Raw genomic sequence first — 12,110 nt, 5'->3', positions numbered from 1 at the left:
CAGTTTACCTAGGGTAAGAGACATATTATGAGCAACATTATTAAGCAAATCGAAGACGAACAAATGAAGCAGGACGTACCTGCATTTCGTCCGGGTGATACCGTAGAAGTGAAGGTATGGGTTGTTGAAGGTAGCAAAAAACGTCTGCAGGCATTCGAGGGCGTGGTTATCGCTATTCGTAACCGCGGTCTGCATTCTGCATTCACTGTTCGCAAAATTTCTAACGGCGAAGGCGTGGAGCGTGTATTCCAGACTCACTCTCCGGTTGTTGACAGCATCGCTGTTAAACGTCGTGGTGCCGTGCGTAAAGCCAAACTGTACTACCTGCGTGAGCGTACTGGTAAGTCTGCTCGTATCAAAGAGCGTCTTAACTAAGATAGCGCTTTCGCAACATCCGAAAGTTGTTATTTTTCAATGGCCTAGCGAATTCGCTAGGCTTTTTTTTGCCTTGATGTCCACATTATGTCCACGGAAAAATAAAATTCAGGTGTCATTGTTATCTAATGGACGTAAAAAACCCGCTTTCGCGGGCTTCGTGGTTGGCTCATCAAATCCAAAGCGACCCTTGATTTGACCGATCAGGATGTGGCGGTACGGGTTTAACATCGCCCGGTGTCATAATAATATCCGCTATAGTTTCCATTGATTTGAATGTACAACCACAGTTGATATTCTGGCACTGGTGATAACGTTCTTTTGTTTTATTTGTAATGTAGCGACTGGATCTCGCGTGCGCTGCATTTTGGCAGAGCGGACAATGCATCATAGAAATCACCTGTCTTGTCTAATAATGTCCGCATTATAGACAAAAACATGAAACTTAAAAATTTAAACTTAATGTTATTTTTTTAAGATTCCTCATCACTCTCATACTCAATATCAGACAGCAACACTTCCAGCTCCAGCGCGGTAACGTACCCTGAATTACTCAAACTGTGCGTCACTTTTGAGATTGTCCATTCCTGCTCATCGATCACCTGTTTGAATCCGCTCACCTGAACGGGCGTTTCCGGGAACAGGTCAGCGCGTCCCATCGCCAGCGTAATAGAAAACTCCGCGACACCGCGTTGCAGCTTGTCCCACTTTGCCTGTGCAGCACGCGTGGCCTGTGCCTTAGTCGCAAAAACCGTGGTCAGCGCCAGCACGTTTTCATCCGTGCCAACCAGATAATCCCCCTCACGGGCTTCTGGCTCCTTCTTTGCCTTTTTCGCTTTAGGGTGCGGCTTCTGGGGTTGCGCTCCCTGATGCAATAACACTTTTTTCTGACGCTTTACCTTTACCGTTTTCGGCTTTTCAGGTTGCGGCTCTTTGGTATGCAGCCAGCTTGCCGTTACGCCTGTGTACGCGCCCCGGTCAGCCAGGCTAAAACTGTGCTGATCGCCGTCGCTGCGTTCAATAATCTGCTGTGGGATAGGTTTGCCGCTGGCCGTCTTCCCCGTTCCGGGACGGATAAACAGCAAACGCCCGGCTTTGATCGCCACAATCGCCCCGTTGCGCTCAGCCAGGCGCGTAATAAATACCGCGTCGGTTTCCTGCGTCTGGTCGATGTGCGGAATTTTTATCCCCGCGAATCCGTCGGCCAGCATCGGCGCAAGGTTGTTACGCTTCGCCACCTGTTCAACAATCGCCCCCAGCGTCGTATCGTGATACGACTGCTCACGCCGGGCGTTCAGCGACCCGCGAAAATCGGCACTCCGCGCCCTGATGGTGAGCGTATCCGGCGTGCCACGGTGTTCTATTTCATCCACCGTAAAATCGCCTTTGCCGATCAGCGCGTCTCCTTCCCAGCCCAAAAACACCGACAGCACCGCGCCCCGGCGGGGTAACTGCAACAGCCCGTCGCTGTCGTCCAGCTCGATGTCGAGCTGATCGGCTTCAAATCCCCGGTTATCGGTCAGGCTCAGTGATAGCAGGCGCGGGCTGATAACGGTTGTGATGTCCTGCTCATTGAGTCGCAGCAGGTACGCCGGGGCAGTTTTACTGCCTGCGCGAACGTTCAGCGGGTTAATCATGCGAATAATCCCCCGAGGGCGGATTGTGCCCGGTTAGCCATTTCCCCGGCGCTGCCGATCAATCCCTCCGCCTGCTGGCGTAAATCGCCCAGCATCGCAGACAGCGACGAGTCAACGCGGGTCAGCGTGATGGTGAACTCAATCCGCCGGGCGCGGCCATCGGTGAAAAAATCGGTTTTCGTCTGGCTGATACTGTTCACCACAAATACACCGTAAATGGTGCCGCTACCCTCAATCAGCGGCCATGCGCGTCCCTGATCGGCCATCGTCTCCAGCATCAACAATGACAGCGTGCCGCCTGTGATTTCCGGCAGCAGCTCCCCTGACAGCGTGATTTTCTCATCTTCAATGCCTAAGAACTGCAACGCCGGGCGCTGGCCGACGCGACTGTTTGACGGCCAGCGGTAATCAACGTTGCGCTGCATGTTCTGGTAAGGCAGGGTCTGGAGCTGGAACACAAACAGCCCTAACGTGAGCATCATCTTATTCACCTCCCTGATAACTATACTGACTGAAGGCGCGTGACCGCGCCGCCCGTTCCCGCTGTTCAAGCTGACGGGCGACTTCCTGCGCGATGCCTTTTTCACTCTGGCCGGGTTGGGCAACGATACTGATCGGCGCGTGAATGCTGACCGGGGATGATGCCGTACTGGCCTGAACTGTCGGTGCTATCGGCCGATAAGCCGACATGTTCATGTTCGCTGACGCCATCGCCGCCGTGTCCTGACGGTGGGTGATGGTCGCCGGATCCGCTACTGTTTTCGGTTTACTCACTCCGCTGTATCGGGCAGCAATCGCCTGTGCGTCATCGCCCTGCGGAACCGGTGCACGGCTCACGCCGACCTTGAGCGCGGCGGCCTCTTGTGGCGGCAGGATACTGTCAGCGGTTGGCAGCTTCTTCGATTTCTCGTCAACCAGCCCCAGTTTTTCCAGCAGCCACGACACGCCTTTTTTCAGCGACTCCAGCGGGTGCATGATAATGTTCAGCCCGTTAGCCAGTGCCTCACCGAACCGTTTCCCCATGCTGGCCGCACCGTCCAGCTCGGCGGCAGTGGATTTGACCGGATTCAGCAGATCGCCGAACCAGCCAAACAGCGCCCGGATTTTGTCACCCATCCACGTAAAGACAGGCTGGAGCGGCTCAAACGCCGCAATAATGGGCGCACTTGCTGCAACAAATCCCTCAACCACGCCGCCGATAAAGGCCTGAATCGGCTCCCAGTATTTCCAGATAAGTAGCGCACCGCCGACAATCGCCGCGACGGCCAGCCCGACGGGAGACAGCAGGACGCCTAACGCACTGCCAACCAGCGTAATGCCAGTGCGCAGCAGTGCCAGCGGTGACGTAAACAGCCACATCAGCACCCGGCCAAACCCTGACATCGCGCCCCGGATAATGGTCAGCGGGTTACTGACCGCCCCGAACACCGAGGTCAGCGCAGAGGTTCCGGCACGTAGCAGCATCAGCGGCGACTTTGCCAGCCAGCCGATCATGCCGCCGAGGCGGTTTAATCCCCCTGACAGCGGCGTAATACCGCGTGTTCCGGCGAACCGTAATCCGGCACTCAGTAAACCCGCTCCGCCGACTAATGCGTTAATCCCACTCATGACAGGCCACGCAACCAGCCCGATCCCGCCCAGCACAGTAATTAACGCCGTGGCAGCGCCACCCACCATCACTATCTGCCGTGTCAGCTCCGGGTTAGCCTTGACCCATTCATTGACGCGGGTTAACCATTCTGTCGCGGCCTGCGTCAGTTTGCGCAGTGCGCCGTCATCGTCACTGAACAGGTTAAATCGCAGGCTGGCCATTGCGCCCTGTAGCCGCCCGATATCCCCCTCAAGGTTATCGCGCAGGGTATCGCCCATGCGATCAGCCGCCCCGGACACATCACCCAGCTTGTTCTCGGCTCCGGCCAGTGCGGTCAGAAATTTCGGTATCTGGTCAATCGACAGGTCTTCAATCGGCGTACCGAACAGGGCGATAGCGGCATTTGCCCGTTCTGCCGGATCTTTAATTTTCAGCAGCCCGTTGGCGGTTTTCTGCATCGCGACCCGCGCCTTATCGCCGCCGCTGGCAATCGCGGTAGACATTTTGGCGGCATTGAGTCCGGCGGCGTCATACGCTTCAATGCTGGCTTTGGACATGTCCGACCCACGGATCGAGAACTCTTTAACCGCGTCGCCTGTCTTGTCCAGCGCAAACTTGCCTTGCTGCGCCATCTCAACCAGCAGCGTCATGGCTTCCGATCCGCTGAATCCCATGTTGCGGAAGTGGGTCGAATATTCGTGCAGGATTTCCGGCAGTTCGCCGCGCATCTGCGCCGACACGCGCTGCATCCCGGATACCATCAAATCAAACGCCTCGTCGCTGTTCTTCGCGAGGCCGTTTTTCATCATGATGGTGGCTATCTGGATACTCTCGGTTGCATCGCCACCGAGCGCCGTTTGTATGTCCAGCGCTTTCCGCGATATCCGCGCCAGCTCGGTTTCCCCGACGTCTCCCATCGCCCCCAATGTGCTGCGCACCGCAGCCACCGCGTCCGCTATCTGGTTGAGGTCGTTACTTACACCCGAGGCGTTAACCTCTTTGATAACGCGGGTGTACTGTTCGCCGTCGGCAGCATTTCCGCCCGTCTGTGCCGCGATACGCGCCCCGTGTCCGTCGGCCTGTACCGAGGGCGCAATCAGGCGGCTTTCGGCATACAGCGCCGCGGAACCGAGGCCAAACGCCGCCGCACTGGTATTGCGCACACCTGCGGTGATTTCCGCGTCTTTCTCGTAGCGCTTTCTGACCGCGTTCAGTTTTTCCTGTTGCTGGCTGACGCGGGAAAGCGCGGCGCGTTGCTGGTCAAGCAGCGTCGTTGTCTGGGTGATGTCCGTGCGTAACTGGCGTTCCGCGCCGGACAGATTGCGCGTGCTGATGCCTGCCTGCTCTAACTCAGTACGCTGGCGCTGTACCGACTGGCGCAGTTGGCCATACTCCGTTTTTAGCGTGGCGGCCTGACGTTTCGCCCGCTCCAGCGCCTGCGCCTGCCGTTTGGTGGGATTCTCGCTATTGCGCAGTTCCGCCGACAGTTCGGCGGCTTTGGCCTGCGCCTGCTGGAGTGCTGCGCCTGTTTCGCCGAGCTGGTTTTTTGTCTTGCGGAAACCGTCGATACGCCCGGCCTGTGCGTTCAGGTCTTTGAGCTGGGTCTGTGAATCACGGATATCGCCCGACAGTTTTTTACTGGCGGTTTGCACCGCCTTAAACGGGCGAGTCGCACTGTCCACGGCTTTCAGCAAAACGCTTAACTGTAGAGTGTTACTCATTGTTATGGTGTCCGCTGCGTTTCAGCGCCTTGTCGCGCCACAGGATCAACTCGGTGAGGGTCATTGGGTACAACTCCGATGGCGGCCAGTGAAAAATTACCGCGATATCCGCCATCAGCTCATCAACACTCAGGCCTCGGGGGAGGTCTCCTGTTGCGATTTCGGCGTCAAAAAACCGATCACCTTGCCTGCGATGGCAATCATATCCGGCAGTTCAAGGCGGGTGATTTCGCTTTCGGTCAGTGCTGGTAGCGTCATGCGCGGAAGTACTTTAATCATCGCGTCGACGTCCGACCCGGCCAGCGCCGCCAGGCTGACGCCGCGCAGTGTTCCGGTAGTCGGTTTAATCAGGGTGATAGTATCGATGACGGTTTCGCCGCGCTTGATAGGGGTTTCCAGTGTGACCACGTTGTCGTTTTTGTTCATGATGTTGCCTCTGTGTTCAGATAGAAAATAGAAAGAAGACGGCCAGCGCCGGGCTGGCCGGATAGGGTTACGCCAGACCAATCGCCCGGCGGTGTTGTTCCAGACGGTCAACGCCGTTGACACGTTCAATCATGTTGATGGTGTCAATCTCGATCATTTCTTTGCCGTCCACGGTCAACTTGTAATAGGTACATTGAGTGGAAATTTTGGTTTCTGTGTCTTCGCCCTGCTTGCTTTCGCCGCCGTCGATTTCTTTATGACGGCCACGCATCACAACCTCTACCGTCACAATTGCCCCGGTGTCGTCACGCTGATACGACCCGGTAAAGCGCAGCAGCACCGCATCGGCACCCGGTGCGGCATACTGTGCCAACAACGTTTCGTCAGCGAATCCGCCCATTGTCCATTCCATCGATAGCGCGTCATCGTCCAGACCAAAATCAATCGGCGCGGTGCCGTTCATGCCGCCGCCGCGATAGTTCTCCAGCTTGCGCGTGAGTTTCGGCAGCGTAACCGCGGTGGCGACACCCATGTAGCTCATGCCGTCATTGAACAGGTTCATAAATTTTAGTTTGCGAGGCAGTGCCATAGCGCTAGCTCCTTAGCTGTTGACCGACGCGGCCAGATTCACCAGATATTTATCGGTGATGCGCTGGCGCAGGGTGAGATTTTCCAGAGGTGGAACGGGGGTATAGTCGTAATCGATATACAGTTTCCCCGATTTCAGCGTTTCCTTATCGTTGGCGGTGTCGTCATACCAGCAATCGGCATCAATGATGTAGCCGTTAGATTTCAGCTCACGGAATTTCGCCTTGATACCTTCGATAATGTCTTTGATAAGCGTGGGTGTAACAGGCTTATCAACCGCCCACATGTGCGCTTCGGCCATCGTATCGGCCAGTACCTGTGCGGTGCGGGTGTAGTTCTCAAACAGGAACAGCGGATCGTCAGAACAGGTGCGGTTACCCCAGAAGCGGAAGCCGTCTTTACGAACCAGCGTGGTGACACCTGCTTCATTCAGTAAATCCGCGTCGGTGCTGGGTGCCTGCAAATCCCAATACACCGAGGCGCTGATACCCGTCACGCCGTTCACGCCGACGTTAGACAGGGTTTTATGCCATCCTGTTTCTTGGTCGATTTTGGCGCGCAGACCGAGGGCGCGGGCGGTGGCATACGCCGTGGCACTGGCGTTGGCAGTGGTGTCCCACGCGATAAAATCCGGCCAGATCACCATCAGTTCCCGCTGGCTGAAATTGTCGCGGTAGTTGATGGCGTCCGACAGGGTTTTGCAGCCCCATGCGCTGACGTAACCGAATGCGCGCAGCGACTGACAGATGGAGGCTAACGCCGTGGCAACGGGCAGCGAGTCCAGCCCCGGCGCACCGAGAATGCGCGGCTTCACGCCTGTTACCGACAGGGCATCTAACAGGGCTTTCATCCCGGTGTATTTGCCGTTTTCGTCACTGCCGCCGATCACATTGCTGATGGTTTTGGCTTCGTCGTCGCCCTCTTCAACACGCACCACAACGGTGACGGGTTTGGACTGGTCGGCGATGGCGGACAGGGCGGCGGCCAGCGTGCCTTTTTTCCCGGCCTTGCCGACGGCGGACAGCACGTTGGTAATCAGTACCGGGGTATTCAGGGGAAAGGTGGCTGCGTCGGCATCGGGTGCGGTACACACCATGCCGATAATGGCCGTGGATACGGTGGAAATAACGCGCGTGCCGTCGTTAATCTCGACGACCTGCACGCCGTGGTGAAAATCACTCATACATTCAGGCTCCAGCTAATAGCACTATTGCTGCATTAGGAGCGGTTATTGTCCGGTGTGGTGCGAGCATGGGCGAGTGATGCGGGTGCGGTGGGGGCTGGTACAACAAAGAGACGGAAAACAGGCACAAAAAAAGCCCACCGTCTCGCTAACGGTGGGCTTTGCTTTCCCTGATATGTCATTATTTTTTAAAACCAACAACATAATGACATTTTGGGGGACTACTTTATAAACGTTTATACAGATCGATTAAGCGTTATTGATCGGCGATGACGATCAATTTGTGTTTGCGTATGAACTGACTGCATGCGATACAACATCAGGTAAATGCACGGTATGCTGATAAATCTTTATCTCTCCATCAACTAGATTCCATAGGCAATGTATGAATATCTACTAACCGCACTCGCATTCACTTTAAATCCCGCTCTTGTAATTGAATTTGGAATAATATTGGCAATTTCAGCTAGACCACTTGTATCCTGACCGGCTCCCATTATTACTGTAAAAACTTTAGCATCGAACGAGCGTGGAAAACTGACTTGGAGTCCATCAACTTCAATGTAAAAACTCCCCCATTGAATAATCAACCCTCCTGGTAAAACCTGATATCCATTCTCAGCTAACAGCGCCTCTCCAAAACCAAGATTTTCAGGGGGCAGTGTAATATCAGCCGTCCCATCGAACGTCACGCCATTAATTTTTCGTGGGGTCGCTAGTTTAGTCGCTGCTGCCGCAGTTCCATCCGCTGGCAACGCTGCGTTCGCTTTTGCAAGTGCGTTAGTTGCAACATTATTAGCTATAGAAACCTGCTGCGCTGTCGCAGCCATAGTTCTGCTACTACTGCTAATTGACGAGCTCAACAACACCACACCCGCCACGTCATATGATGCCGCGGGAACGTTTTTAATCTGTGACCAGTCAGAATCAACGCTAATATCTGCCGAACCGTCAAATGCCACGCCGTTGATTTTGCGGGCTGTAGCAAGCTTAGTCGCCGCAGCCGCAGTGCCACCCGTAGTCAGCGCACCAACGTCACCAGCAGTGAGCGCGATATCTGCCGACAGCGCTTTACCGTTGACAGTACGGCCAGACGGCACGCGGCCATTGGCATTCGTGTTGGCGTTAGCCGCTGCCGTAGCGGCATTATTCGCGGCGGTGGTTGCTGCGGTGACGCGTGTGTCGGTTTCGGCTTTGGTGTATGCCCCCACATCCCCGGCACCCAGCACGATATCTGCCGACAGCGCTTTACCGTTAACGGTACGCCCGGACGGCACGCGGCCATTAGCGTTCGTGTTGGCGTTAGCCGCTGCCGTAGCGGCAGTGTTCGCGGCAGTGGTGGCGACAGAAACAGCCGTATCGGTTTCCAGTTTGGTATATGCCCCGACATCTCCGGCACCCAGCGTAATGTCAGCCGTCAGCGCCTTACCGTTTACCTTGCGGCCAGACGGTACGCGCCCATTGGCGTTATCATTCGCTGCTTTCACCGCTTTAGGGGTTGCGGCCAGTAGCTCACTGTCGCTGTTCGTCGCGCTGCTCAGTTGCACGAACCCTTTTGCCGTCAGTGTCCCGTCAGGGTGTTTGCGGCTCTTTTCATGCTCCGCCAGTGCATCATCCACATAACCCCGCGTTGCCAGCACGACAGCCGGGTCGATTTTCAGCGTCACTGCGTCGGTACTGCTGACAATCAAAATCATGCGCACGGTCTGAATGCGGCCGCTTCCCTGCTGCAATAGCGGTTTGTACGTTTCAGGGCAATTGGCGACAGCAATCAGATTGCCGTCGTCATCAAACAGGCCGACTTCCCGCACCCACCAACCGCCCTCATTTTCGGGGATCACCTGCTCGGCGATAATCTGGCTGGGGTTTTTCGGGTCAATGCTCAGGTTGTTAAGTGCCGCCCGGCGCTTTTCGTTAATCAGCGAGGTTTGTGCCGGGTTTGGGGTTGGCAATACGCCGCCGCCGTCACCGACCGCCATTTGGGTAATATTCAGACGACTACCCAGCGCGGTCGCGTTAGCCAGTTTGGCCGCGCCGATGTTAGTTAACAGGGCAAAATAGATTGCACTCATGCGGTTACGCTCACGTTGTCGATTAAATGAAGTGCTGCCCCGGTCACATCCAGACCGGACACAGTAATGGTTTCAGGAAAATAGGGGTAAATGGTCAGGTCATCGCCGCTGTATGTTGTAGCGGCAACATAGGCCGCACCTTGTGTGTCGAGGTTGATATTCAGCCCCAACATGTGGCGGGAGGCGGGTTTGGCGTCGGCAATCAGGCGCTCCAGCTCGTAAAAGGTTTCTTCGGTGATGCCGTTATCCTGCACGCCGATGTCCAGTCGGAACGTGCCAGGCTCTCCGCCGTTCTGAAACCATTCGCTGATGCGGATCAGATAGCCGAACGGCTCCACCACGCGACGCAGCGCACCAATCGTGCCTTTGTGACGGTGGATAAAGAACGCATCGCGGATCACCTGACGTTTCACGCTTTCCGGCCACGCCTCATCCCAGCGGTCAACGGAAAACGCCCACGCCAGATACGGCAGCAGGTGTGCCGGGCAGGTATCCGGGTTCCACAACTGGCGCAGCGGAACCGGTACGCGGGTAATCTCGGCGCAGGCCGTGGCGGCGGCCACTTCCAGCGCAGACGACCCGACAGGCAGCAGGCGGGTATCACTCATCGGCACCACCTACACCCAGCCGATAGCCGGAACAGTAGGACGCCTGCGCGGCGGTCAGCACGATATCAGCGGCGGGTGTCGTCAGCTCGACCCGTTGCACGCCCTCGACGTGCAGCGCAGCGTAAATCGCCGAGCGGCGAATATCCCGCCCCAATCGGTGCTGCGCACTGATATAGGCTTTCAGCTTCTGTTCGGCGGCGGCGCGCACTGGCTCCGCTTCAGGACTCCGATATAGATACAGCGTGGCATCAATCTCATACGGCACAATGGCGGCGGATTGCACCGTTACCCGGTCAGCCACCGGGCGCACGTCTTCGCCGTTCAGCGCAGCGGCAACGATGGCGACCAGTTCCGCACTGGCGCTGCCGTCGCCCTCGCGTGACAGTACCGACACCGTAACGCTGGCCGGGCTGGGGCTGATAACCGATACATCTGCCACACGTCCATCGGCGCTGCGTCCGTGATACTGATAGGCACCAACCGACCCGGCAACGCTCAGCCCTTCGAAAGACTGCTGAACACGCAGGCGAAAATCGCTGTCGGATTCCATCAGAGCAGGCGTTGGCGGCAGGGTTGAATCGTCAGCTGGGGTGATAACCAGCCGAGACACGCTGAAATTGGCGCCGAGCTGGTCGAGGTCATCCCCCTGCGCAAACGCCACCATCACGGCGCGTGCGGCTTCATTAACGCGCTGGCGCCACAGCAATTCCCGATAAGCGTTTTCCTGTAGCAACTTGACGAGTGGCTCTGATTCCAGCGTCAGCGTGCGGGCAACGGCGGTGCGCTGGTCTTCCGGGTAGAGTGATAGCAGCATCGCCTTGCGCTCGGTGTAAATTGCCTCGTAGTCCAGTTCTTCCACTACGGCAGGCGCGGGAAGTTGGCTTAAATCAATCATCGCCATCGTGTCAGCTCACAGGAACAGAAAGAGAAACGGCGTTGCTGTCAGCCAGCACGCCCGTAATATCAACGGCCAGCTTGCCGTCGAATGTGCTCGTCAGGTTGATGGCCGTCAGCGTGATGCGTGGCTCCCAGCGCAGCAGCGCCATGTAACACGCCGCCATCACCTGCAATTTCACGGCGGGGTTTTGCGGCTGGTCGATTAATGCTGACAGCAGCGAACCGTAATCCCGGCGCATCACCCGCGACCCGACGGGCGTGATGAGAATATCGCGCACGCTCTGGCGAATGTGCTCAAGGTCGCCGAGGGTCTGGCCGCTGTCACGGCTCATGCCGAGGTAGCGTGCTGTCATCGCGTCCCCTCCGTCCAACCGCCGCCGTTCTGTACGCTACCGTGATTGTGTTTATCCACTTGCACGCCGTTTGAGGTAAACGCGCCGCCGGAATGCTGAATAGTGCCGCGCATTTCCCCGCCTTGTTGCACTTCCAGCGTTCCCGTAATTAGCTTGTTGGTGCAGACCACTTCCGGTGTATCCAGCGTGATGCGGGTTGACGCTCTGACCGTGACCAATGGCACCGTGGCGGTGAGGGATTCAGATGCGGTGATATCTGCGGTTTTAATCCCGCTGACGGTCAGCGCCCCGGTGGCGGGTTCGTACTCGACAACCGCACCATCGGGAAAGCTGATATGTAACGCATCGGCAGACGCCGACGGCGCGGGGTGGTCATTGGAATAGATGCCGGGCAGCACAAAGGCGGTGTCCAGTTCGCCGCCGATGGACAGGATCAACACCTGCTCACCGATGGACGGTGCCCACCAGTCGCGGGAACGGCCAGCACGGCGGGTTAACCAGTTCAACCAGCCTGTCGTCATGCCTCCGGTTTGTACCCGGCAGAGGACGTCCGCTGTGTTGACGTGGGTCACGACGCCGACACGGATCAGATTGCGCAATAAGCGCTGGATTTCGTTAAGGGTGGCTTGTGTTTTCATTGCTTCATGGTGGATACTTTT

General features: G+C 56.7%; 14 protein-coding genes. 1 reads left to right on the top strand and 13 read right to left on the bottom strand.

Annotation, left to right across the window (positions count from 1 at the left end; all coding sequences use genetic code 11):
* Nucleotides 1-27 precede the first annotated feature (27 nt).
* A complete protein-coding gene (gene rplS / locus EO763_RS16840; protein ID WP_010285987.1) occupies nt 28-375 on the top strand; it encodes a 50S ribosomal protein L19 in 348 nt (115 codons plus the stop codon).
* A gap of 172 nt (nt 376-547) precedes the next feature.
* Here the strand turns inward: rplS and EO763_RS16835 are convergent, their stop codons facing one another.
* The 13 genes from EO763_RS16835 to EO763_RS16775 all read right to left on the bottom strand — a co-directional run bounded on the left by EO763_RS16835 (nt 548) and on the right by EO763_RS16775 (nt 12,089).
* Nucleotides 548-766 (bottom strand): DNA-binding transcriptional regulator, encoded by a 219-nt coding sequence (locus tag EO763_RS16835; RefSeq protein ID WP_072010066.1) that lies wholly within the window; start codon nt 764-766, stop codon nt 548-550.
* An 82-nt stretch (nt 767-848) separates the two neighbouring features.
* On the bottom strand, nt 849-2,012 hold the full coding sequence (locus tag EO763_RS16830; protein ID WP_161529637.1) for a phage late control D family protein: 1,164 nt from the start codon (nt 2,010-2,012) through the stop codon (nt 849-851).
* Nucleotides 2,009-2,494: a phage tail protein gene (locus tag EO763_RS16825; RefSeq protein ID WP_161502206.1), complete on the bottom strand. Its 486-nt coding sequence runs from the start codon at nt 2,492-2,494 to the stop codon at nt 2,009-2,011. Before EO763_RS16825 ends, EO763_RS16830 begins: the two co-directional genes overlap by 4 nt.
* A gap of 1 nt (nt 2,495) precedes the next feature.
* Complete coding sequence (locus tag EO763_RS16820) at nt 2,496-5,324, bottom strand: phage tail tape measure protein (protein ID WP_161529636.1); 2,829 nt, start codon at nt 5,322-5,324, stop codon at nt 2,496-2,498.
* A complete protein-coding gene (locus tag EO763_RS16815; protein ID WP_010310409.1) occupies nt 5,317-5,439 on the bottom strand; it encodes a GpE family phage tail protein in 123 nt (40 codons plus the stop codon). Before EO763_RS16815 ends, EO763_RS16820 begins: the two co-directional genes overlap by 8 nt.
* A 14-nt stretch (nt 5,440-5,453) precedes the next feature.
* Nucleotides 5,454-5,750 (bottom strand): phage tail assembly protein, encoded by a 297-nt coding sequence (locus EO763_RS16810; RefSeq protein WP_116167077.1) that lies wholly within the window; start codon nt 5,748-5,750, stop codon nt 5,454-5,456.
* Between the two features lie 67 nt (nt 5,751-5,817).
* Nucleotides 5,818-6,339: a phage major tail tube protein gene (locus EO763_RS16805; RefSeq protein WP_039512476.1), complete on the bottom strand. Its 522-nt coding sequence runs from the start codon at nt 6,337-6,339 to the stop codon at nt 5,818-5,820.
* A 12-nt stretch (nt 6,340-6,351) separates the two neighbouring features.
* A complete protein-coding gene (locus EO763_RS16800; protein ID WP_161529635.1) occupies nt 6,352-7,521 on the bottom strand; it encodes a phage tail sheath protein in 1,170 nt (389 codons plus the stop codon).
* Between the two features lie 365 nt (nt 7,522-7,886).
* Nucleotides 7,887-9,593: a phage tail protein gene (locus tag EO763_RS23675; RefSeq protein WP_244322008.1), complete on the bottom strand. Its 1,707-nt coding sequence runs from the start codon at nt 9,591-9,593 to the stop codon at nt 7,887-7,889.
* Entirely contained in the window at nt 9,590-10,201 is a 612-nt protein-coding gene (locus tag EO763_RS16790; RefSeq protein WP_161529634.1) for a phage tail protein I, read from the bottom strand. Before EO763_RS16790 ends, EO763_RS23675 begins: the two co-directional genes overlap by 4 nt.
* Nucleotides 10,194-11,102, bottom strand: a complete 909-nt coding sequence (locus EO763_RS16785) for a baseplate assembly protein (RefSeq protein WP_161529633.1) — start codon at nt 11,100-11,102, stop codon at nt 10,194-10,196. Before EO763_RS16785 ends, EO763_RS16790 begins: the two co-directional genes overlap by 8 nt.
* Before the next feature lie 4 nt (nt 11,103-11,106).
* Nucleotides 11,107-11,451, bottom strand: coding sequence for a GPW/gp25 family protein (locus EO763_RS16780; protein WP_039475889.1), 345 nt, complete (start codon nt 11,449-11,451; stop codon nt 11,107-11,109).
* Nucleotides 11,448-12,089, bottom strand: coding sequence for a phage baseplate assembly protein V (locus EO763_RS16775; protein ID WP_161529632.1), 642 nt, complete (start codon nt 12,087-12,089; stop codon nt 11,448-11,450). The genes EO763_RS16780 and EO763_RS16775 overlap by 4 nt, the downstream gene beginning before the upstream one ends.
* Nucleotides 12,090-12,110: the final 21 nt, after the last annotated feature.

Origin of the sequence: Pectobacterium odoriferum (genome assembly GCF_009931295.1) — a bacterium.
In the GTDB taxonomy this organism is placed as follows: domain Bacteria; phylum Pseudomonadota; class Gammaproteobacteria; order Enterobacterales; family Enterobacteriaceae; genus Pectobacterium; species Pectobacterium odoriferum.
The sequence above is the reverse complement of the archived record's forward strand: the minus strand, read 5'-3'. Positions and strand labels throughout refer to the sequence as shown.

Bases quoted from the DNA above. Each gene is read 5' to 3' on its own strand.
- rplS (WP_010285987.1), top strand. From the start codon at position 28: ATGAGCAACATTATTAAGCAAATCGAAGACGAACAAATGAAGCAGGAC.
- EO763_RS16835 (WP_072010066.1), bottom strand. From the start codon at position 766: ATGATGCATTGTCCGCTCTGCCAAAATGCAGCGCACGCGAGATCCAGT.
- EO763_RS16830 (WP_161529637.1), bottom strand. From the start codon at position 2,012: ATGATTAACCCGCTGAACGTTCGCGCAGGCAGTAAAACTGCCCCGGCG.
- EO763_RS16825 (WP_161502206.1), bottom strand. From the start codon at position 2,494: ATGATGCTCACGTTAGGGCTGTTTGTGTTCCAGCTCCAGACCCTGCCT.
- EO763_RS16820 (WP_161529636.1), bottom strand. From the start codon at position 5,324: ATGAGTAACACTCTACAGTTAAGCGTTTTGCTGAAAGCCGTGGACAGT.
- EO763_RS16815 (WP_010310409.1), bottom strand. From the start codon at position 5,439: ATGGCGGATATCGCGGTAATTTTTCACTGGCCGCCATCGGAGTTGTAC.
- EO763_RS16810 (WP_116167077.1), bottom strand. From the start codon at position 5,750: ATGAACAAAAACGACAACGTGGTCACACTGGAAACCCCTATCAAGCGC.
- EO763_RS16805 (WP_039512476.1), bottom strand. From the start codon at position 6,339: ATGGCACTGCCTCGCAAACTAAAATTTATGAACCTGTTCAATGACGGC.
- EO763_RS16800 (WP_161529635.1), bottom strand. From the start codon at position 7,521: ATGAGTGATTTTCACCACGGCGTGCAGGTCGTCGAGATTAACGACGGC.
- EO763_RS23675 (WP_244322008.1), bottom strand. From the start codon at position 9,593: ATGAGTGCAATCTATTTTGCCCTGTTAACTAACATCGGCGCGGCCAAA.
- EO763_RS16790 (WP_161529634.1), bottom strand. From the start codon at position 10,201: ATGAGTGATACCCGCCTGCTGCCTGTCGGGTCGTCTGCGCTGGAAGTG.
- EO763_RS16785 (WP_161529633.1), bottom strand. From the start codon at position 11,102: ATGGCGATGATTGATTTAAGCCAACTTCCCGCGCCTGCCGTAGTGGAA.
- EO763_RS16780 (WP_039475889.1), bottom strand. From the start codon at position 11,451: ATGACAGCACGCTACCTCGGCATGAGCCGTGACAGCGGCCAGACCCTC.
- EO763_RS16775 (WP_161529632.1), bottom strand. From the start codon at position 12,089: ATGAAAACACAAGCCACCCTTAACGAAATCCAGCGCTTATTGCGCAAT.